The sequence below is a fragment of the Flavobacterium sufflavum genome, assembly GCF_004016525.1.
Lineage (GTDB): Bacteria > Bacteroidota > Bacteroidia > Flavobacteriales > Flavobacteriaceae > Flavobacterium > Flavobacterium sufflavum.
The window spans coordinates 101,304-123,851 of record NZ_SACJ01000008.1 but is presented as its reverse complement, the minus strand read 5'-3'; the positions used below and the strand labels follow the sequence as shown (position 1 = coordinate 123,851).

The 22,548-nt window shown below is 33.5% G+C and carries 14 protein-coding genes; 2 read left to right on the top strand and 12 right to left on the bottom strand.

The window, feature by feature from the left end; genetic code table 11:
• Window positions 1–163 precede the first annotated feature (163 nt).
• From EOD40_RS12980 to EOD40_RS12965, 4 genes are all read right to left on the bottom strand, one after another.
• Window positions 164–1,777: a DUF4957 domain-containing protein gene (locus EOD40_RS12980; protein WP_164905480.1), complete on the bottom strand. Its 1,614-nt coding sequence runs from the start codon at window positions 1,775–1,777 to the stop codon at window positions 164–166.
• Between the two features lie 28 nt (window positions 1,778–1,805).
• Window positions 1,806–3,608, bottom strand: coding sequence for a RagB/SusD family nutrient uptake outer membrane protein (locus tag EOD40_RS12975; RefSeq protein WP_196781444.1), 1,803 nt, complete (start codon window positions 3,606–3,608; stop codon window positions 1,806–1,808).
• A gap of 51 nt (window positions 3,609–3,659) precedes the next feature.
• Entirely contained in the window at window positions 3,660–7,274 is a 3,615-nt protein-coding gene (locus EOD40_RS12970; protein ID WP_128196192.1) for a TonB-dependent receptor, read from the bottom strand.
• Window positions 7,275–7,440: 166 nt separating this feature from the next.
• A complete protein-coding gene (locus EOD40_RS12965; protein WP_128196190.1) occupies window positions 7,441–8,580 on the bottom strand; it encodes a FecR family protein in 1,140 nt (379 codons plus the stop codon).
• A gap of 167 nt (window positions 8,581–8,747) precedes the next feature.
• On the opposite strand from EOD40_RS12965, the gene EOD40_RS12960 reads away from it, so the two are divergent.
• A complete protein-coding gene (locus tag EOD40_RS12960) occupies window positions 8,748–9,287 on the top strand; it encodes a sigma-70 family RNA polymerase sigma factor (RefSeq protein ID WP_128196188.1) in 540 nt (179 codons plus the stop codon).
• Between the two features lie 153 nt (window positions 9,288–9,440).
• Here the strand turns inward: EOD40_RS12960 and EOD40_RS12955 are convergent, their stop codons facing one another.
• The 7 genes from EOD40_RS12955 to EOD40_RS12925 form a co-directional block, all read right to left on the bottom strand.
• The gene (locus EOD40_RS12955) at window positions 9,441–10,802 is read right to left on the bottom strand and encodes a glycoside hydrolase family 28 protein (protein ID WP_231129628.1); all 1,362 of its coding nucleotides are present in this window, start codon (window positions 10,800–10,802) and stop codon (window positions 9,441–9,443) included.
• A gap of 18 nt (window positions 10,803–10,820) precedes the next feature.
• Window positions 10,821–11,552, bottom strand: a complete 732-nt coding sequence (locus tag EOD40_RS12950) for a rhamnogalacturonan acetylesterase (RefSeq protein WP_128196186.1) — start codon at window positions 11,550–11,552, stop codon at window positions 10,821–10,823.
• Window positions 11,553–11,554: 2 nt separating this feature from the next.
• A complete protein-coding gene (gene pelA / locus EOD40_RS12945) occupies window positions 11,555–13,597 on the bottom strand; it encodes a pectate lyase (protein WP_128196184.1) in 2,043 nt (680 codons plus the stop codon).
• 7 nt (window positions 13,598–13,604) lie between these two features.
• Window positions 13,605–15,230 (bottom strand): glycoside hydrolase family 43 protein, encoded by a 1,626-nt coding sequence (locus EOD40_RS12940; protein WP_128196182.1) that lies wholly within the window; start codon window positions 15,228–15,230, stop codon window positions 13,605–13,607.
• 35 nt (window positions 15,231–15,265) lie between these two features.
• Window positions 15,266–16,489 carry a glycoside hydrolase family 88/105 protein gene (locus tag EOD40_RS12935; protein WP_231129627.1) on the bottom strand — a complete coding sequence of 408 codons (1,224 nt, stop codon included), beginning with the start codon at window positions 16,487–16,489 and terminating at the stop codon, window positions 15,266–15,268.
• A 29-nt stretch (window positions 16,490–16,518) separates the two neighbouring features.
• Window positions 16,519–17,751 (bottom strand): glycoside hydrolase family 88/105 protein, encoded by a 1,233-nt coding sequence (locus tag EOD40_RS12930; protein WP_128196181.1) that lies wholly within the window; start codon window positions 17,749–17,751, stop codon window positions 16,519–16,521.
• A gap of 72 nt (window positions 17,752–17,823) precedes the next feature.
• Window positions 17,824–19,266, bottom strand: coding sequence for a glycoside hydrolase family 28 protein (locus EOD40_RS12925; protein ID WP_128196179.1), 1,443 nt, complete (start codon window positions 19,264–19,266; stop codon window positions 17,824–17,826).
• Window positions 19,267–19,617: 351 nt separating this feature from the next.
• Here EOD40_RS12925 and EOD40_RS12920 point away from each other — a divergent pair, with 351 nt between their 5' ends.
• Window positions 19,618–20,634: a LacI family DNA-binding transcriptional regulator gene (locus EOD40_RS12920; protein ID WP_128196177.1), complete on the top strand. Its 1,017-nt coding sequence runs from the start codon at window positions 19,618–19,620 to the stop codon at window positions 20,632–20,634.
• Window positions 20,635–20,918: 284 nt separating this feature from the next.
• Here the strand turns inward: EOD40_RS12920 and EOD40_RS12915 are convergent, their stop codons facing one another.
• On the bottom strand, window positions 20,919–22,535 hold the full coding sequence (locus EOD40_RS12915; RefSeq protein WP_128196175.1) for a UxaA family hydrolase: 1,617 nt from the start codon (window positions 22,533–22,535) through the stop codon (window positions 20,919–20,921).
• Between the last annotated feature and the right edge of the window lie 13 nt (window positions 22,536–22,548).

Sequence of the window (22,548 nt, the reverse complement as noted above, 5' to 3'; positions counted from 1 at the left end):
GAAAAATCTATTTATCTACATTATTTAATCGTATTGCCCGGTATTTACAGTAGAAACTAAGTGATATATACATTACTAAGTATTTCAATTTGGGGCATACACAAAGAGGCATGCAAAAAATGAATTATGCATGCCTCAATAAAAAACTAACAAACTAACTGTGTTATAATCTCCAGCGAGGATCTCCAGAGTCTTTTAATCCTCCGAAGCCAGAATCTTTAAATGAAAAATCACCATTCGGAATGTCTTTCCAAAGGTCTTCTACTTTTTTAGCATAAGTAAAACTAGGGAAGTTTGGAATTGTTTTTGCCCCGGTAACATATTTAAAATCAGCAGTAGAATAAGAATTAACGACGATAAAATTTGAAGTTGCTAAACCTGAATATCCTGCAATCGCATAATCAGTTCCTCCTGCTGTTGTATCCCAACCACGTCCCATTATGGTATTTTTGATTGTAATCCCGTTGGTTACTTCATTTGTCCATGCAAAAATTGCTCGTGTTTTTGCTACAAAATCATTTAAAGTACAGTCTTCGATTGAAACACTTTTTGTAGCAGTTGTACTTTTACTTGCCAAAAATACATTAGTGCGATAAATTGTTGAATTTTTCAATAAAACATCACCAGCCGTCCAGGTAGCAACATCAATATTAAAAACGCCATAACCTCCAATATTGTTTACAATTGAATTATTGATGGTATATTTCCCTATTGTTCCTGTACTTGCCTGGAATCGAGCTATTCCTCTAAAATTATTTATCTTACAATTGTTAAATGCTATTTCGCCAATATTTCCATTTTGAGCCACATTGAAAACATACTTAGATGATGCAGCAACATCTGTAGAGGTTAATGTTAATCCCTCAAAAACAATAGAAGCAACAGTACTATTTGCTACCAAATTAAAATTAGCTACCAAATTTAATGTAGCCCCTGCCGGATTGAATGAATAACCACTTTTAATTTTCAATGACTTATTAAAAGAATAAGTAGAATTAATATTATAGGTATTATTACCATCTAATAAGATAGTACTTCCATCAACAGCTGTTGTCAAAGTTGTACTTAATATTGCCGGATCATTAATCCCCCGAAGATCAATATCATTTGATCCTAAAACCAAAGGAGGTTTTGTTGCATAAACTTCCCATCCTCTAGCTTCAGCATTACTATATATTGCTATTTGATATTTAGTACCTGGAGTCAAACCATAAATAATTTTTTCTCCTGCCAATCTTTCAGCATCTGAAACCGTATAGCTAGCTAAAGGTGTTTGTAATAACTCATCTGCAAAAGCAAATACTTTTACCCCAGTTACAGCTGCGCCAGCTGTAGTCCAATGTACTTTTGCACCAGTATCAATAACATCTGAACTCGCAGGAATAGCCATAATAGATGGGAAACGCTGAGTTTTAATTTCTCCCAAATCAGATATTTTACTATCATATTGCGCATCTGCAGCATAAGCAGTTGCCCGTACCTGATATAAAGCATTCCAAACCAGTCCGCTAAAAATCACATTATTTTCAGGGCCTTCAAAGGTTCTAACAATGGTTTTGAAAGTATCCCGACTGATCTCTACCTTGTAAGCAATTGCCTCTTTCATTTTACCCATATTAACAATAATCGTATTATCAACTGAGCTTAGTTCTTTACTCAAAACAGGTCTAAAAAGTCTGGTTTGCACGAGTCCTTCATTCTCACTACAAGAAACAAAGAATAAAACACCTACTATCAGTATTAATGCTTTATATATATTTAAATTAACATTTTTCATTTGAGTGTTTTTTAATTGATTAAACAACTTAAAAATTAAATCCGTAACCATCATTTTTCAATAAACCTAAACTATTTGTTACGGCCACACTAGGAATTGGCATGATGTATCTAACTGGTGCCTTTGTATAATTAGCCCAGTTAGTTGTAATCCATGTTTGATAAGCAGATGGATCAGCTGCATTTGGAGTTCTATGTAAACCAATTAACCAACTAAATCTAGTCCAGCTAGCATCAGGAGCAGCCAATAGCTTAGTATCAGGATTTAAAATCACCAACTTCCCTGAAGTATCATACTTCCAATATAAATAATCCGGTAAGGTGCCAAGCCCATAAAAAGCATCATCAGCTAATTTTTTCAATCCTGTAATTGTCTCATTTATTTTTGTATCATATAAATTCCAACGAATTAATTCATATTTACGAATCATCTCTCCACCAAATTCCCAAGCTCTTTCATCTACTATAGCCTTAAAGAAAGCTTGCTTACTAGAAGCAGCAGCAATATACTGATCTACTTTTATGGCCCAGTCAGCCTCATCAAAAGCTCTTTGTCTTACTCTTTTAAATGCTTCTTTTGCTGCTGGTGTTGGTCCATTATTCAATTCGTTATCAGCCTCTGCGAACATTAATAAAACATCTGCATAACGCATCATTGGCCAGTTAATTCCTGTTCCTTTATCAGTAGATGGACCAGGAGGAGGATTTAAAAACTCTCTACTCCATTTTCCTTGCGAAATAGAGCCTACAGCAACCATTTGCTGTTTAAAATCTTTATCTCTAAAATACAATCCACAAGTAACATCTCTTCTAATATCTTTTTTATCAAAAGAATAATAATAGGTTGGAGGTACACTCATATAATTACTTCCTGCCCCATAAGGGTGTGAACCAGAATCTACTCTAATACCAATGTTCCATCCTACATCTCCTTCTCCTATGGCAAATGGAACCTCAAATAACATATCACTATTACTTGCAACAATAAACTTAGATTGATTTAGGAAAACTTGTCTAAAATCCTTAGGCAATGCTCTGTCTTTTAAATCTATTAACTTTTTAGAATAATCACGAGCAATAGCATAATAATCTAAATAATCCGATTTTCTCTCCATAGTCATATCTGGCTTCAGGAAATAACCTCCTCTTTGCAAAGCTAGTCTCGAAATCATTCCTAATGTATATTCTCTATTAACCTGCTCAATACCAAAAGGTAGCTCATCAGCCCATTTCATACCAGCTTCAGCATTAATTAAATCCTGAATAAGTGACGAAAGAATCACATTTCTATCTTCTTTCGGTAAATTAAATTCTACTCCTGGCTTAGGTGCCTTAGTTGAAAAAGGTACATCACCAAAATGATAAATCAACATGCTATACCAATAGGCTCTCAACGTATAAGCCTCTCCTAAAAACTGTTTCATATCATTTTGTATCGCCGCATCTGTTGAATTCAAAGCAGCGCTACTTGAAATCCCTTCTATAACTATATTAGCATCTCTAATAGCTCTATATGCAACTTCCCAAACAATTTTCAAATCCCCATTGTTTGGTTGTGCTTCTAAACGCCAAATCTCATAACGTGCCGTACTTCCTGTTCCTGAATTCTGCTCAATATCGGTATTTCCTGTCATGTTATTAGACAATCTGGATCTAAATGCATCTTCACTAAAATGTGCATAAATTGCATTTGTCGCTTTTCTGGCATCATCAACATTAGAAAACACATATTGGGTATCGAATGTGGATAACGAATCCGGATCTAAGAAATCGGAACATCCATTCATAAAGAATGCAAGTACCATAATTAATAAGCTTTTTATAATCTTCATAATAATATTTTTTATGTTTTTTTAATTGTTATCAATTGTACTTTACTTAGATTAAAAAGTAGCATTCACTCCAAAAGTAAATGTTCTACTTTTTGGATAAGAAGAGTAATCTAATCCCGGAGCTAAAACAGCAGTTGTACTACTTCTTGATGAATTTACATCTGGATCATAGCCAGAATATTTAGTCCATAAAGCCAAATTAGTTCCTGTAACAAAGAAACGTAAACTAGATACTGGCGATTTTTTGAAATCTTTTAGAGGTACACTATAACCAATAGTCACATTGTTTAATCTCAAATAAGATCCATCTTCAATTGCCCAGTCACTAACAACAGCTGTAGCCCCTCCAAAAGAGTTATTACCACTCCAAATTGTTTTTCCTTGGTTCATCTCAGCTAATTGTCCCAAATCAGTTACAATACCTCCTGGAGTTCCTGTATAAGAACCATCCATATCGATATAAGTAAATCTATTAGAAGAATTCATTGTATTCAGCATATTACCATAAGAGGTACGGTACAATTGATTGTAATCAATTTTACCTGTATTATAAACATCATTACCTAATGACCAGTTAAAAAATGCTGTAAAATCAAAACCTTTAACATTTCCTGTCAAACCAAATCCTCCTTGTGCTTTTGGTAATGCATTTCCAATTACCTTTCTATCATTAGTATTAATTACACCATCACCATTTAAATCTTTCAATTTCATATATCCTGGTTTAATACTAGATACTCCTAATATTCCTTTATTATCAGGAATTCCTGCTTTTAAAACATAACTACGGGTGGTTGCATTATAACTATCAAAATCATCTACAGTATACATACCATCATTTACATAACCATAAATTAAACCGATAGATTTACCAACTTGTAAATAATAATCGTCTCTATCTTTCAAATCAGTACTAGCCCAGTTAGATTGAAAAAAGCGCTCTGTTGTCCCATCCAACTCCACTATTTTTGTCTTATTGATTCCAAAATTGAAATTAAGATTCAATGAAAAATCCTTTTTATTAATTAAACTTGCATTCATCGCCAATTCAATTCCTTCATTTTGGGTACTTCCTATATTAGCCCACTGAGAGCTAAATCCTGATGTTTGTGAAATTGCTGACTGCAATAATAAATCTTTAGTCGTATTTCTATATAAATCTACACTACCATTAATTACAGAATTGAAAAGTCTAAAATCTAAACCTAAATTTCTATTAATAGTTGTCTCCCAAATCAAATCAGGATTAAACAATGTACTTCCCGCTACACCATAATATACATTGTAAGCATTTGTACCTAAACCCGGACCATTATTAGTTTCTGCTTGAAACAAAAACTTAGTGGAATTTGCAGGAATTCTATCATTACCCGTTTCCCCATAACTCACTCTCAATTTTAACTCATCCACTATTTTAGAATTTTTCAAGAATGGTTCGCTAGAAATTTTCCAACCTGCAGCAAATGCTGGAAAAATACCTATATTATTTTTCCCTGAAAATTTACTCGATGCATCACGACGAATGGTTGCTGTAAACAAGTACTTGTCTTTATAAGAATAATTAGCCCTACCAAAAAGTGAAGACCAGTTTTCATCTGTATAATTTTCAGTTTTATGTTCAACAACTGTCCCTAAAGCCATCGCTGCAAACATTTCTTCTGGAGTTATTGAAGCTCTGAAATTCTCTACTCTAACAGATTGTGCTTTACCTCCTCTTGACAAAACTTCCTGACCTACCAATATTCCTAATTGATGTTCCCCAATATTTTTAAAATCATAATTCACAGTATTCGACACTCTATATGACAATCCTTCTGAATCATCTTTTGTACCTAAGGGTAAACTATTCCCTTCCTGTTGTGATGTACCTGTTAATGGTCCAAAAAACCTAAGATTTTCTCCATACGTTTTACTTGAAGTAAAAACAGTTTTAGCTGTTAAATTATCTAAAATATCCCAAGTTAATCCTCCGTTAATTACATAACTCTTAGTTATTCTTTTTCTCCAATCTTGCTTTGCCAATTCTACCGGATTTATCAAATTCAACACAAAAGCCTGATAATCATCTTCATTGTCTACATTTGCAATATCAAATTCTAATTCATCTGCAATACCGTTAGTTGGTCTTGAAGTAACTAAATTCTTAACTCTTACCTGAGCACCACCTGAAGTTCCTGCTCCATCAACCTCTAAATTGGTAATTCTAGCAGATGCATCAAGTTTTAATTTTTTAGTAATCTCGTGATTTATTTTAAAATTAATAACATCACGATTTAAACCAGAACCTATCATTAAACCCTCATCATTATTATTAGTATAACTTAAAGACAATTTGGTTGTTTCAGTTCCTCCCGAAACACTAATATTATTGTAATACGAAATCGTAGATTTCCCTAAAACATCTTCCTGCCAATCATTAGCTTTTTTGTATTTGTACAATTCTAAATCATCAAATTTTCCATAAAATTTTTCAAAATTTCTAACATCAGCATCCGATTTCATACGGGCAGTTTCATATTGCATAGTCACATACTCATAAGGAGACAAAACATCCATTTTTCTATCAGTAGGCAATTTTAAAAATTGTGTATAATGATTAAAAGTTACTGTTGTTTTTCCTGCTTTTGGTTTTTTTGTCGTAATAATTACTACCCCATTTGCTCCTTGAGCACCATAAATAGCTGTAGTTGCAGCATCTTTCAAAATGTCGATACTCAATATATCCCCAGGAGGAATATCATTAATATTACTTACAATAAATCCATCAACAACATACAAAGGAGAATTATCCTGAGTAATTGATCCTCCTCCTCTAACACGAATCATAATATCTGCCCCTGGAGCACCATCCACGGATTGCACACTAACTCCTGCAAGTCTACCTGCCATAGCTTCAGCTACATTGGTAACTGGAATTTTAGACAATTCCTTTGCCCCTATAGAAGCAACAGAACCTAATAAATTCTCTTTTTTAATAGTTCCATAACCAAATGAAACCACCTTCACCTCATCTAATGATTCCAAATTTTCCTCAAGAACAATAGTTATAGAGCTTCTGCCTCCTACTTTTACTTCTTTGTTTTTAAAACCAACATAACTTACTTGTAAAACCGCATTTGAATTAGAAAGACGCAAAGTGAATTTCCCATCTATATCAGTTCCTGCAACATTTTTTGTCCCTTTTTCTAAAACATTAACCCCTGGCAATGGCATCCCTTGAGCATCTTTTACCACTCCTGTAATCTTATCATCCTGCTCAATGACTGATTTCACTACAGTATTGATTGCTATTTGGTTCGTTTGCTCTTTTTTCTTAAATAATAGTATCTGACGATCATTTATAGTATAAGTAATATCTGTTCCTTTGAAAACTTTATCCAGAATCTCAATTATTTTCTTTTTCTCAACATTAACAGAAACCTTTCTGTCTAAATCAATCAAATTGCTCTCAAATAAAAATCGATATTCCGAAACAGACTCGATTTTATTGAACAACTGCTCAACAGAAGTATTGTTTACATTTAGTGTCAACTTTGTATTTTGCGAATAAGTACTGGCTTGGATTCTCACCAAAGACAGTATCAATAATAGCGTGGTTAGTTTCATCTTTAGGCTAATTTTAGGCAAATACGGACTAAGCCATTTCCCTTTAATTATTTTTTTCATAATTTTGGTTTGATTTTAAATGATTTAATTTCGATACGTCGTTTGAAACACATTACTAAATCGGGAAATACTGGTACTATTTTCCGATTTTTTTTCATGTATTTCTTCCTTTAAAAAAATTACACTCTCATCTCATGAATTAGTTTTTGGTTAGTTAGTAAATTAGTTAGTTTATTTTTATCAACTTCCCTTCTTTCTTAAAAGTGAAGTCTTGAATTTTACTCATTGTTTCTAATACCACCTCAATACTTTCAATATTCTTATTAAAACTGGCATTGAATTTTTTAGCTAAAAGATCTTTTCTATTATTCTCAATAGTTACATTATAAGAGCGTTCTAACTTTATTATAATATCTTTAAAAGCTGTTTTTCTAAAAACAAGTTCCCCATTCATCCATTCTGTATAAAATCGAGTATCTACTTTTTCAACAGTTATTGCTCTTTTTTGATTATTCCAAGTTCCTTTTTCACCTGGAACGAGCATTGCTTTCTCATTTGGTGTAGCCGCACTAGACAAACTAACCGATCCCTCAACCAATACAGTATTGATATCGACCTCTTCTTTATACGAACTCACATTAAATTTTGTTCCTAAAACTCTAACATCTACACCTCTAGTTTTAACAATAAAAGGATGTGCTTTATCTTTAGTAACATCAAAAAAAGCTTCTCCTTCTAACACCACTTCTCTATTATGTCCTTTGATAAATTGAACCGGATATTTTAAAGAAGAACCTGCATTCATATTGACAACTGTACCGTCCGACAAAGTGACTACAAAGGTTTTTCCGTAAGGAATTTTAATCTCATTATAAACTAACTTATCTATCACTCGAGATGAACTATAACTAATTTGATTTTCCTTTTGAGAAGCGACTACTTCTCCATTTTTCTTTATAATTTGTTGATCTCCATTAGGACTTAAAATCTGAACATCTCCATTTTCTAAAACCAATTGAATGGCATCGGCAGGAATAACAGTTTTAGTTTGTGAATCCGTTTTATATTGAAAAACATATACCAAACTCAACAAGCCCACAAAAACTGCTGCATATTGAAAAATATTTTTCCAATTGATTACAATGGGATTCTTTTTAACATTTATTCTTTCTTTTAATTCATCCCAATTTTTTTCAGCATCTATTGATTCTACATACAATAATGCCTCTTCGAGCAATCCATTATTATGAAGCTCTTTTATTAATTCTTGCTCTTCTTGAGACAACAATTTTATTTTGGAAGTATCAATACTTCCATTACTTACTATTTCCTTTAGGATATTAATCAAATTTGGGCTGGAGTCCATTGTATTTATCTTGTATGTTAAAGTTATGTTAGGAAAAAAGTTTTTTAGGGTGACAACTTTAATTAATTATTTTTTATTTTTTTTACACATTATAAAAAAAAACTAAGTTTTTATTTTATATTTGACGTAATGTAATCCATTACAAAACGAATAATCTCTATTTACAAATGTCATCTCATAAAGATTTAAAAATATTTGAAGACTTGTACAAAGAACATTTCACCTTTTTATCTTTAGTTTCTTTTAACATAACTAAGGATAAAGATGTGGCAAAAGATGTTGTACAGGATTTTTTTATTTATCTATGGGAAAAAGAAGAAGCTCTAAACTTTACTATTTCGTTTAAGGCTTATGCTTCAAGATCAGTGAAAAATATGAGTCTTCAATATTTAGAAAAACACAAAACAATCAGTTTAGAAAACAACAAAATAATTCATCCAAAATTTGAAGAACAAGTTGTTTTTGAAAAAGCGGAAGAAAATAAAAAACCTAAAATCCTTACTTTAGTTGACAAGATTCCTCAAGCCAGAAGAGAGATTTTCATGTCGCATATTGTAGAAGGACACAGTTATGCAGAAATTGCAGAAATGTATAATATCTCCATCAATACTGTAAAGACACAAATGAAGAGAGCTTATGCCTTTTTAAGAGAATTCGAAAACACCAGTACCTTAACTACTATACTGTATTTTCTATTTAGGAATTAATCTCCTCTGGAAACTTTAAACAAAGATTTTATTACATAGAATTGTCATCCCGAGCGAAGTCGAGGGACAATACAAATTGATAATGTTCTCGACTTCGCTCGAACTGACATTAAATAATGCAGTTCTAAATGGTAATTTGCTGAGAAAAAAAAATTATTTCACAGAACTTGGCACCCCTATTTTATCCCCAATTATAATTTCGTTTACACTAATATTTTGAGTGTTAACTAATGTCATTCCGTTTTTAGCCGACTTCACCGTGATTTTGTCCAAAACTACATTTTCGACTTTCTTCTCCGGAAAACCTTCGATGATAATAGCCGTATTTGAAGCAGCTTCACAGCTGACATTTGAAATAGAAATATCTGAAATTTTAGAAGGATACAAACCACTGCCTTCCCCATGATAATTAGCAGTCACATAGATACAATCTTCTACTTTGCCTAAAGCAATATTAGAAAAATAGAGATCTTTAACATAACCACCTCTATCTGAATTAGTCTTAATATAAATTCCTCTTTTCAAATAGCCTCTGGCTTTACAATTATCTACAAATACATTACGGACACCAGCTGACATTTCGCTGCCAATAACCACAGCATGCAGGCCTTTAAATTCGCAATTTCTAATTACAATGTTTTCAGAAGGACTATTTGAATTATCACGTCCTTCATTATCGCGTCCCGCTTTAATAGCCACATTATCGTCGCCATTATCAAACTGAATTTTCTCAATCAAAATATCACTCGAATATTCAGGATCAACACCGTCATTATTATTGTTTTGGGCATCATATTTTAATCCGCGAAGGGTAATGCTTCTAGATTTTAATAAATGTACACACCAAAACGGAGAATCTTCAATTTTTACATCTTCTAACAAAATATTTTTAGAATTGACAAACTGAATTAATTGAGGTCTTAAAAAATGTCCTTCACCAAAAATGCGCTCTTTTACAGGAACATTTTTGTGATTCATTTCCCTGCTCAACAACTTGTCTTTTTCTTCCAATGGCTTCCATTTTATCCAGGTATCCTTAGCTTCACCATCAATAATTCCGTTTCCGGTAATAGCAACATTTTCTACATTATTACCATAAATTAACGGACTATAATTATATAACATTGTTCCTTCCCAACTCGTTAATACCAAAGGATAATCTTTAGGATTAGAGCCAAATCGTATTTTAGCACCTGTCTCTAAATGCAATTTGACGTTACTCACAAAATGGATAGGTCCATTAATCGTGTAAACACCTTTTGGAACAATGATAGTCCCACCATGCTTTTTTAAACAGGCTTTCATTGCTTTATCAAAAGCTGACTTACAATTAGTCACCGAATCACCTTTGGCTCCAAATTTTGTAATCAGGAATTTGTTATTAGGAATTGAAGGCAATTGAATACCACTAACAATTCTTTCTATTTCAGCAGTCGCATTTTTAGGACTTGTTTGCGCCAAAAGCATATTGAAAGATGACAAAATCGTGACGAAATAAAAAGTAATGTTTTTCATGCTATTCAGTATTCAGTTTTACTTAATGTGTTTTTTCAAATCTAAATCGGTCTTTTTTAATTCGATTATAGCCAATTTAGCAATCTCTGTAGCTCCTAATAATGACAAATGGGTATCGTCGTGTTTTTCGGTTTTATAAAAAGCACTTTCGCCTGCATTAAAATGCAAATGCAATTTTTTCGAACCTTCAACACCATAAGATTCCTCTAACAACTCGGTCAAATATTGCAAATCAATAAACGGAACCTTATAATCTGTAGCAACCAATCGGGTTTCCAATGGATATAGACCGTGCGTATCTACCAAAGTACCTTCTGCATTAAAATTTCTTCTAACGATTGACGAAAACAAAACCGGAGTCGCACCTTTAGCACGCGCCTCTGTCACAAATCGAATCAAATTTTGGCGATAAGCTGTACGCGGATTAGTGTACACACTTGGTTTATTTTCTTTTTGGTCATTATGCCCAAATTGGATAAAAACATAATCTCCTTTTTTCAAGGTTTTCAAAATCGAATCCCAACGTTTTTCGTTAATAAAACTACGTGTACTGCGACCATTCATTGCTCTGTTATCGACCACTACGTTATTGTCAAAAAACTGCTGTAACACCTGAGCCCATCCGTGTTCCGGATTTTCTGTTGGATTGGATTTATTAGCCATCGTCGAATCGCCAATGGTGTAAACAGTTGTTTTTTGTGCAAAACAACTAGTAGCTATTAATAATAAAAGTAACAATTTAATTCTCATAATTATTTAAAATTTGAATACCAATTAATATTTAATTTCGATTTTGAATCTTCAAGAATCTGTTGCAAAGTATAATCCTTAGCCTCCGTTTTAGTTAATTGATGTGACCAGGCTACTCTGTTTGCTGGTTGAAATCCCGGACCAGAACAATTGTATTCGGCATAAAAAGAAGCTTTTTCAGCATCAGCTTTAGACCAGTTGTTCCAGCCTTCTTTTCGAATATGATTATCCATTTCGCAATTCAAATACACCGTTTTAGCGTTAATACGCCAAGGTCGTCCAAGATAAACTTCAGTCGCTTTTTCATCAGCAGTCAGTTTGCAATTCATAAACACAAAACCGTATTTAGAACTTTCAGGCGTTGAAGCCGCCGTTACATAAGCATTACTTTTGCTATGCAGCGTACAATTATCAAATACCACCGTTGCGCTACCAAAAATAAAATCTACTGTTCCTTCAATAAAGCAATCCTTGAAATACTGCTTAAATCCTTCTCCCGAAGTGTACAAAGTATCCTGATTTCCTAAAATAATGCAATTAGAAACCACCACTCTATCAGCAACTACCGACAAAGCTATTGCCTGACCAACAGGACCCGAAGTGTTTTTAATGGTTAAATTAATTGCCTTAAAATCATTTCCTTCCACCAATACAGTTGGTGTTAAAAAGGTACTGTTTCGCCCCAGATTGATTTTACCATAATAATCATCAAAGGTAATTATCGTGTTTTCTTTGCTTTCACCAATTAAAGAAACCTTGGTATTCCACTCCGGAATTAGTACTTTTTCATGATAAACACCATTTTTAATCGTAATCAACACTCTTTTATAAGGAAATGAAGGAGAATTGTATATCGCTTCCTGAATACTCGTATAATCACCGCTACCATCCTGGGCTACAACAATATTATATTCATCTTTTGGAGCTTTCATTCCTGTTTTCGGAGTCGATTTTAGCTCAGTCGAAAGTTTTTTTTTCCACTTTTCGTAAGCTTTCAATACCTCTTTAGGCTCATTGGTATACCAGGAATATCCATTTCTGCGCTCATCGCCAATTTCTGATAATGAATATTTTTTAACTCCATCCCTGTCTGAGAAAAAAGGTTTATTATCTTCCAATTCCATAAAACGAGCCCATAGTGCTGGAGCATTAACATCAGCAACCATTTTTTTGTCGCTTATCTTGCCTTTTTCATTCAAAGAACGGTCTTCTCTTAAACCTTCTATTTTTACTTTTTCAAACCAAACAACCGCAGCATCAACAGCCGTAATTATTTCTTTTGAAGGATTTTCAATAGACATTAACAACAATACAATTTTAGCCGATTCTTTACCGCTTAATGACGGTAATTCATAAGCGCGGGCTTTAGCTGGCAAAAAAGTAGTTTCGTCATGTTGTGCACACCAGGCGGTCAAAACACCGTTTTGCTTATATTGGGTTTTGATAATACAATCAATTCCTTTATCAAAAGCAATTTTAGTTTTTGCTACAATTTCTTCAGATGGTTTTATCGAATAATAATCGGTTTTATCTTTAATTTCCTTTAAAATATTAAGGATATTCACCATAGAATCATCATTGTATGTGATATGCGTATAATATCCTTTTTTCAAAGGATAAAATTGCGGCCATCCCCCATTGTCATATTGCGCTTTCAACAAATAATCCAATCCTGAAAGAAAGGCTTTCTTATACCTTTCGTCCGGTTGTTGTTTGTATATTTTCGAAAGAAAAAGCATTTCCTGACAAGTCGCACTGTTATCGGTAGTACAACCTTCAGTTGAAGTTTTAAGAGCTAGCAATTCCTGTTTTTGTGCATCAGAAAGAGGCTTTTGCATTTGGATGTTTTTTGGCCATCCGCCTATATTGCGTTGATACAACAACACATTTTCAGCTACGGCTTTAGCTTCTTTCGAAGCAAACCAATTCTCGTCTTTCAATTCTGTAATACTCTTCCATGATTTATCAAGAACCTGAGCCTGTGTATTTATTCCCGCTACAAAGCAACAGAAAAGAGTAATTATACCTTTAAAAAAATTATTCATAGTTTATTTATTTAGTAAATCTAAACCAATCAATATCTACACTTCCTGCGTCGTTTATTTTTCCTTCTCGAAGAGCCGTTAAACCAATCTTAGCCCCAATCCATTTTCCCTCACGGGATTTAAAATCTTCGCCTAAAGATTTAAAGTTTTTACCATCGGTACTATAAAAGAAACTGCAAATTCCTCCCTCTTTAACCTTAGTTTGCAGGTAAAAAGTTTTATTATCTAATTTAACAGCCTGTGTTTCGATCTCAACACCTTTTTTATCGGCATTTTTACAAGTAACCTGAGAAATGAACAATTCACCATTTTTCTGTTTTACTTTTAGCATACTGTAATCCAATCCCAGAATTACTAAACCAATACTTTCACCATCAAAACGGGCATTAAATGTCATTTTGGTAGTCGTGGTAAATTCGTTAGCCGGGAATTTTTGCGCTAAAATATTTGGTACATCAAATAAATTCACTGCTTTTTCTGGCATTGGACGGCAAAACAGAGAGTAATACCCCATGCTTGTTGGCAATCCCCAATATACCTGAGGATTAGCATGCCATTCCCATTGCAATCCTAATTTTGGTGAATTAAACTCATCTGAATCCGGAGGGGTCATTATTGGATAGGTTTTTCCAACATTCGGTTTTTTATAAGTCAAAACAGGTTCTCCTTTACCGTCTTTGTCTTTATCTATTCCAATAACTGGCCAATCGTTAACCCATTTCATAGGTTGTAAATGCACAATTCTTCCGTAAGCTCCCTTATCCTGGAAATGGAAGAACCAGTCTTCACCTGTCTGAGTATCCACCCAAGCACCCTGATGAGGACCATTAATAGGCGATTTTCCCTGATCCATTACTTTTCTTTTCTCGTAAGGACCAAAAATATTTTTAGAACGCATAACGGTTTGCCAGCCTGTAGGAACTCCTCCTGCTGGTGCAAAAATGTAATAATAACCGTTTCGCTTATACAACTTTGGTCCTTCAACCGTAGCTTCATCAAAATGTCCATCAAGCACCATAACGGCATCGTCATTCGCTAAAGTTCCCTCAGGATTCATCGTACAAATAGCCAACATACTTTTTATTCCGGCACGACTTCCTGCAAAAGCAAATCCTAAATATGCCTTTCCATCCTCATCCCACAAAGGCGTAGGATCAATCAATCCTTTTCCTTCTTTAATTAATATAGGATCAGACCACAATCCTTTTGGATCCTTGGTTTTAATCATATAAATCCCGTAATCAGGATCCGGATAATAAATATAAAATTCATCATTATGAAAACGAATACAGGGAGCCCAAACTCCATTTCCATGTTGTGGAATATCAAAAACATCAAAAGGAGGTTGTTTTTGTAACGCATAATTCACCAATTCCCAGTTCACCATATCCTTAGAATGCAAAATTGGCAAGCCGGGAATACAGTTAAAAGAAGAAGCAGTCATGTAATAATCATCTCCAACACGAATCGCATCCGGATCAGAATAATCGGCATGTAAAATTGGATTCTTATACGTTCCATCGCCATTATCGGCTACCCAAACTTTCGAATATTCATTTGATTTTTGAGCAACAACAAACTGATTAGACAATAGAACTAATCCTATTGCAACTGCATTATTTATAAATTTCATAGTGGTTGGTTAATATTTGTAAATGGAAAAACTTATTATCGGTTTAATTCGATAGCAGCTAATATAAATGGCCCTGTAGCTTTAGGATCATTGTCTTTCTTTTTCTCATTTACATAATATTCATAAGAACCATCACGGTATGGAGTTCCACCTAAACCTGCTACCTGACAAGCCTGAGTCAAACTAATTCCACCATCGGCATCTACTCTGATTAATTTAGTAGTCAATCCGTCAAAAGCAAAATTAGCCACTTTTTTAAATTTAGCAGGCAAATAACCTTTGTTTACTCCTTTAGCTAAAGCATAAGCAAACATAGAAGAACCTGAAGACTCAAGATAATTCCCTTCTCTTCCTGCCATATCAGTCACCTGATACCACAAACCTGTTTTTTTATCCTGCACTTTTTCCAAAGCCACAGCCAGATTATTCAAATAACCCACCAATTCTTTTTGTTTTGGATGGTCTTTTGGAAAATAATCCAACACATCAACTAAAGCCATAGCATACCAACCTAAAGCACGAGACCAGAAATTAGGAGATTTTCCTGTAACTTTATCAGCCCAAGGCATCATTTTACTTTCATCCCAAGCGTGGTACAACAATCCAGTTTTTGGATCTTTATCATTAGCTTCAATCAATTCAAATTGTTTTGCAACATCATTTAAATTTTTACCATTTTCAAACTTAGCAGTATATTCAGCATAGAAAGGTTGTCCCATGTACAATCCGTCTAACCACATTTGGTTTGGATAGATTTTTTTATGCCAGAATCCTCCTGATGGAGTTCTAGGTTGGCTATCTAACTGTTTTCTGATGGTTTGTATAGCAACCAAATATTTTTTCTCCTTAGTTTTTTCGTAAATATCAAATAAGATATTAGTTGCCACAACCATATCAATATTGTATTTATCTTCTTCATAGGTTGCGATCTTACCATTTTCATCGATTAAGGCATCAGCATAACCTTTTACATAATCGTAATATTTTTGATCTTTGGTTTTTTTGTACAATTCTTCAATAGAACTTAATACTAAACCATGTACATAATCCCATTTTGCAGTAGTTCTATCATCAATTTGAAATGCTTTAGGATGACGCATCATTAACGTTCCAGCCATTCTTTCAGACCATTTCATCTTTGAAGATGATAATCCCTTTTTAGTCGTAGTAGCACTTGTCTGTGATTTACAACTTGTAAACCCTAATGCCCCTATTAAAATAAACGTAAATAAAAATTGTTTTGTTCTCATTAATCTCATCTTGTTATATTTTTAATTAATTGTTTTTATTATTTATCTAATTCTATCGCTGCTAAAAGAAAAGCTCCTAATCCATGTGAATTATCTACTTTAATTTTTTCACTCATATAATATTCAAAAGAACCATCTCTATACGGATTTCCCCCTAGTCCTGCACTGGCACAAACCTGAGTAATGTGAATTTCCCCATCTGCATCCACTTTTATCAATTTCTTTATTAAACCGTCTAAACCTTTAGTGGCAACTTTTTTAAAATTAGCAGGCAAATAACCTTTATGCACTCCTTTTGCAATAGCATACACTAACATGGCTGAGCCAGATGCCTCCAGATAATTCCCTTTTCTGCTTTGTAAATTTGGCACCTGATACCATAAGCCGGAAACATCCTGATATTTGCTGACTCCAACGGCTAATTCATTCAAATAAACTACTAATTCTTTTCGCTTAGGATGATCTTTTGGGAAATAATCCAATACATCTACTAAAGCCATTCCGTACCAACCCAACGCCCTTAACCAAATATGAGGGGCAGTTCCCGTTTCCTTATTTGCCCAAGGCATTTTTTTGCTTTCATCCCAGGCGTGAAAATACAAACCAGTTTTTTTATCCATTGCATGATCATGAAGCAATTCAAACTGATGGGCTACATCATTTAATTTTTCTCCCTTTTCAAATTCAGCCGTGTATCGGGCATAAAATGGTTCTCCCATATACAAACCGTCCAACCACATTTGATTAGGATATATTTTTTTATGCCAAAATCCACCAGATGGAGTTCTTGGATAATCGTCAAACTGTCTTCTTAATGTTTTTAAGGCTGTAAAATACTTCTGCTCCTTCGTTTTATTATACAGACCAAAAAGTATTTTCCCAGCATTAATAAAATCAATATTATGATCCTGAGGATTAAAATTTTGAAAAGCCCCTGTACTATCAATTAATGTATCAGCATATCCTTTTATATAATCGAAATATTTTTGGTTAGCTGTTTTAGCATATAACTTTTCATACGCCGTTAAAATCATGCCAATTTTATAATCCCATTTAGGAGCTTCATGATCATCAATCTGCCAAGCCTTAGGATGGCGCTTCATAATGGACAATGCCATTCTCTCTGACCATTTTAGCTTATTCGAAATCAACTGCTCTTTTTGACTCGCAATAGTTTTTTTTGTTTTTTCTATTGGTTTACAACATAAAAACAAAAAACAAATGGTAAAAATTCCTAAACCAGAATACACAAACAAAGAAAGTTTTTTCATAATACTATATTTTATCGTGAACATTCAATTTTTCTAATTCTGCCAAATAAACCAACTAAAGTTTCTTTACTTTTATAATTCTTTAGGGCTTTCAACTTTTTTCCCGTTGATAAACGTATTTATAAACTGTAGATTTTTTACATTTTCTACTAAATAAGGCGAAGCTGCTTTGTCAATTTTTACATTTTTAAGAATCACATTCTCTATAGGTAACTCTTTATACCCCTTGGCTAAAACACCATATTTTCCAGCGTTTTTAACATTTATATTTTCAAGAACTATATTTTTAACTTGTGGTATAAAAGATCCTGTTTGATTACCATACACATTGTAAAACATATCCAGAATCAAAACACATTCTTTAACCTGACCCACTTCGATGTTTCTAACAAAAACATTTTCAACAAGTCCTCCTCTTCTGGAATTCGATTTAATACGAATGGCTCTATCTAAATTAGGACTATCCATGACACAATTTTCGACAAAAACATTTTTCACCCCACCAGTCATTTCGCTTCCTATTACAACACCTCCATGACCATCGAGCATTTTACAGTTTTGAACAATAATATTTTCGCTTTTCATTGCAACTCTTCTTCCGTCAGCATCCTTTCCTGCTTTTATGGCAATACAATCGTCTCCTGTATCGAAAGAACAATTTTTAATAATAACGTTTTTAGAATATTCAGGATCACAGCCATCATTATTAGGCCCATGACTTTGAACAGTTACACCATCAACAGTTACATTGGTAGATTTCATTGGATGAATAACCCAAAAAGGTGCATTTACAATTTTCACATCCTTAATTAACGCATCAGTACAGCCAAAAAACTCTATAAAATTGGGTCTTAAATAAGAACCTTCTCCATAAACTCTTTGTTCCACCGGAACACCTTGTTCAGCCGATTCAACTAGACGAATACGATTTTTAGGATCATTTTGATTTGCTTTTCCTTCAGTCCATCCGTATTGTTTAGCACCACACCAATACCACCAATTATCATTATTAGCCTGACCATTTAAAATTCCTTTTCCTGTAATAGCTACATTCTTTTTATTATAAGCATATATCAGCGGAGAATGATTCATTAATTCTGTTCCTTCAAATGAAGTCCTTACCAATGGATAATCAGAAGATTTAGTGCTAAATAAAATCTCAGCTCCATCTTCTAAGTGCAGATTTACATTATTATCTAAATGAATAGGACCGGTTAAAAACTTACCCGTCGGGACAATTACTTTACCTCCTCCATTTTTAGAACAGGCTTCAATTGCTTTTTTAAAAGCCTCCGAATTGTTTACCACTCCTCCGCTCTTAGCTCCATAATCAACAATACTATAGTTTTTATTTGCAAAAACAGGAGCCACTACCGCTTTTTCTATTTGCTGTTTTACCTTCCAGGGATTGGCTAAAATAGCAGTCGACCCATTTTGGGCAAAACAATTGGCAAAAAAAGCCGAAACTAAAACCATAGAGAAACCAAAAAGCGAACTGTAAAGTTTATTTTTCATGTACTAAAAATTAAAGAAGTTTAAATTTAGAATTTTAAAAACCCGATTCACAAAAAAAATATTTCGAATAAAAAACAGCAGATTTCATGTAATCGATTACACAAATCTATAGTTATTTTTTTATTTAAACTATAAAATTCATTAAAAAAAATAGATTTACATAAAAAAAAGAATGTTTATTTTACTAAATAAAAAAATAAGACTTTAATTCGCAAAATACTATAAAACCGTATTTTAGATAAAAAACTAAGGCTAAAATCTTAATTTGATTTTAAAATGATAGCATTATCGACACCAAACAAATAATTATATAAAAAAATATAGTATTTTTACCGAGATAGACTAATTATAATGAGTGGAAAAACAACAATTTATGACATTGCCAAAGCGCTAAATATAACTGCTGCAACTGTTTCGAGAGCCTTAAACAACAACCCAAAAATAAGTCAAAGCACTCGAAAATTAGTCCTTGAAACGGCTAATAAAATGAATTATAAGCAAAATAAATTAGCACTGGCTTTAAGAAGTGGAAAAAGTAACAATGTGGGCGTTATTGTCCCGCGTATCAATACTAATTTTTTTGCTTCGGTAATCAGAGGTATTGAAGAAGGCTTACATCCTGAAGGCTACCAGGTCATTATTTGCCAAACTCATGAGGACGAAGACAGAGAAGTCGAAAATGTCAATACGCTATTAAATGCTCAGGTTGATGGTATTTTTATGTCTATATCCAATCTCCCGAAAGAAAACAATCACTACATAGAACGTGTCATCCAGAAAAACATTCCTTTAATATTTTTTGACAGAAAGAAAGAAATGAAGAATGTGAGTTCGGTTACTATTGATGATTATCTGGCGTCTTACCAGACCACACAACATCTTATTGAACAAGGTTGTAAAAAAATAGCTTATTTCTCAGGAGATCGTTCTTTGGAAATTTATGAAGACCGTTACAGAGGTTACGAACAAGCATTATTAGACAATAACATTCCAATAAACGAAGATTACATTATAAGCATCAAAAGTAATGTTGTAGAAGGAAGAGATGCTGTCGAAAAATTATTAGCCTTAGAAAACCCTCCAAATGCCATATTTTCCACCAGTGATTTTGCCGCTTTAGGAGCCATTCAAAAATTAAAAGAACACGGCATAAAAATCCCTGAGGATTTCTGCGTATTTGGTTTTGGAAATGAACCTTTTACCAAGTTCATGGAATTGTCTATTTCCACTATTGATCAATCGCCATTAGAAATGGGAAAAATGGCAGCTCAGGTTTTTTTAGATAAAATAAACAATAAAAAATCTGAAAGCAAAGTGATTTTATCCCCTAAATTACTTATCCGACAATCTTCGACTAGAATTAGCTAAAAACAAACCATCTAGGCATACACACACATTTTATTTTGACACTAATTACACTTTAGCACAAATAAAAGTGTCTAAAATAAATTATACCGATTTGTAACAACCTCTGACAGATTCGTAGAATAGTAAAATTTTACCGCAGATTCACAGATTATAAATTTTAAAAATCTGCGAATCTGCGGTCTTTTTTTAATCTTGAGTAAATTCCTATTTGAAACCAATAAAAAAAGGGAGGCATTATAAAAACACCTCCCTTTTTAACTAAAAACAAAATCTAAAAACAATCTTTATAGCGATACTCCTCTTTTCCAAGGAATAAAGTCATTTTGGTTTAAAATCGCAGCTTTAGTTTTCACATCACCACTAGCTACTTTTATAATAAATTCTAACATTTCGTCAGCCGTTTCTTCAATCGATTTATCACCTGTTATAATTCCACCAGTATTAAAATCGATAATATCAGACATTTTTTGAGCCAATTGAGTGTTAGAAGATACTTTTACAACCGGTGCAATTGGATTTCCTGTTGGAGTTCCTAAACCTGTTGTAAACAATACCATATTAGCTCCTGAACCTACCATTGCAGTTGTACATTCAACGTCGTTTCCTGGCGTACATAACAATGTAAATCCTGGCTCGTTGATATACTCTCCATAATCGTAAACTCCTACAATTGGTGAAGTCCCTCCTTTTTTAGAAGCACCTGCTGATTTCATTGCGTCAGTAATCAAACCGTCTTTGATGTTACCCGGAGAAGGATTCATATCAAATCCTGAACCAGCATCTATAACTGTTTTCTCATACCATTTCATTAAGTCTAAGAAACGTTGTCCGTCTTTATCATCTATACAACGGTTTACTAATTCCTGCTCAACACCACATAATTCAGGGAATTCAGAAAGAATTGTAGTTCCTCCTAAAGCAACTAATTTATCAGACAACACCCCTAATGTTGGGTTTGCAGAAATTCCTGAGAATCCATCAGAACCACCACACTCTAAACCAATTCTTAATTTAGATAACGGAGCAGGTTTTCTTTCTATTTTATTAGCCTCTTTAATAGCAGCAAAAGAATCTTTTACTACAGTGCTTAACATTTCTTCAATTGTACCAATTTGTTGTTGGTCGTAAATCAAAACCGGCTTGCTGTAGTTTGGATTGATTTCCTTCATAGCATCCTGGAAAATTGAGATTTGTAAGTTTTGACAACCTAAACTCAAAACAGTAGCCCCGGCAACGTTAGGGTTATTTACATAACCAGCCAACAATTTAGCCAAAGAGTGTGAATCCTGACGGATTCCTCCACAACCACCTTGGTGCTGAATAAACTTTACTTCAATATTTTGGAATAAATCTACTTCTGTTGATTTTTGTACTACTTCATCACCACCTTTTTCAGAATTCACCAAAGAACGAAGCAACAATTGGTAATCGTTCTCTTTTGGTTTCATTAATTCTTTTTCGAAAATACCTTTTAAGATTTCGATGTTTCTGTTTTCACAGAATACCAATGGGAAGAACAACCAAACATTTTCAGTACCTACTTGTCCGTCTTCACGGTGGTACCCCATGAAAGTTTTATCTTTCCATTTATCTACATTAGGAACAGTCCAACCAATAGATTCAGTTTTTCCTGAAACCTTTGCACTTTCGTGTTTTACATTCGTAGTAGCAATAACATCACCTTTAGCAATCTTTTGGCTAGCTTTACCTACGATTACACCGTACATATAGATTTTGTCTCCAGGCTCAAAATCTACCATTGCAATCTTGTGCTTCATTTTAGTATCCGATATTACTAAAACATCTTCTCCTTCAAAAGCGATAGTTTCTCCAGCAGTTAGGTTTACTAACGCTACAGCCACATTATCAGAAGGATCTACCTTTATTAATTTCTTTTGCATCTTAATTAACTTG

Bases quoted from the DNA above. Each gene is read 5' to 3' on its own strand.
- EOD40_RS12925 (WP_128196179.1), bottom strand. From the start codon at position 19,266: ATGAAAAATAAACTTTACAGTTCGCTTTTTGGTTTCTCTATGGTTTTA.
- EOD40_RS12980 (WP_164905480.1), bottom strand. From the start codon at position 1,777: ATGAAAAATGTTAATTTAAATATATATAAAGCATTAATACTGATAGTA.
- EOD40_RS12960 (WP_128196188.1), top strand. From the start codon at position 8,748: ATGTCATCTCATAAAGATTTAAAAATATTTGAAGACTTGTACAAAGAA.
- EOD40_RS12940 (WP_128196182.1), bottom strand. From the start codon at position 15,230: ATGAAATTTATAAATAATGCAGTTGCAATAGGATTAGTTCTATTGTCT.
- EOD40_RS12935 (WP_231129627.1), bottom strand. From the start codon at position 16,489: ATGAGATTAATGAGAACAAAACAATTTTTATTTACGTTTATTTTAATA.
- EOD40_RS12975 (WP_196781444.1), bottom strand. From the start codon at position 3,608: ATGAAGATTATAAAAAGCTTATTAATTATGGTACTTGCATTCTTTATG.
- EOD40_RS12920 (WP_128196177.1), top strand. From the start codon at position 19,618: ATGAGTGGAAAAACAACAATTTATGACATTGCCAAAGCGCTAAATATA.
- EOD40_RS12915 (WP_128196175.1), bottom strand. From the start codon at position 22,535: ATGCAAAAGAAATTAATAAAGGTAGATCCTTCTGATAATGTGGCTGTA.
- EOD40_RS12955 (WP_231129628.1), bottom strand. From the start codon at position 10,802: ATGAAAAACATTACTTTTTATTTCGTCACGATTTTGTCATCTTTCAAT.
- EOD40_RS12950 (WP_128196186.1), bottom strand. From the start codon at position 11,552: ATGAGAATTAAATTGTTACTTTTATTATTAATAGCTACTAGTTGTTTT.
- EOD40_RS12965 (WP_128196190.1), bottom strand. From the start codon at position 8,580: ATGGACTCCAGCCCAAATTTGATTAATATCCTAAAGGAAATAGTAAGT.
- EOD40_RS12970 (WP_128196192.1), bottom strand. From the start codon at position 7,274: ATGAAAAAAATAATTAAAGGGAAATGGCTTAGTCCGTATTTGCCTAAA.
- EOD40_RS12930 (WP_128196181.1), bottom strand. From the start codon at position 17,751: ATGAAAAAACTTTCTTTGTTTGTGTATTCTGGTTTAGGAATTTTTACC.
- pelA (WP_128196184.1), bottom strand. From the start codon at position 13,597: ATGAATAATTTTTTTAAAGGTATAATTACTCTTTTCTGTTGCTTTGTA.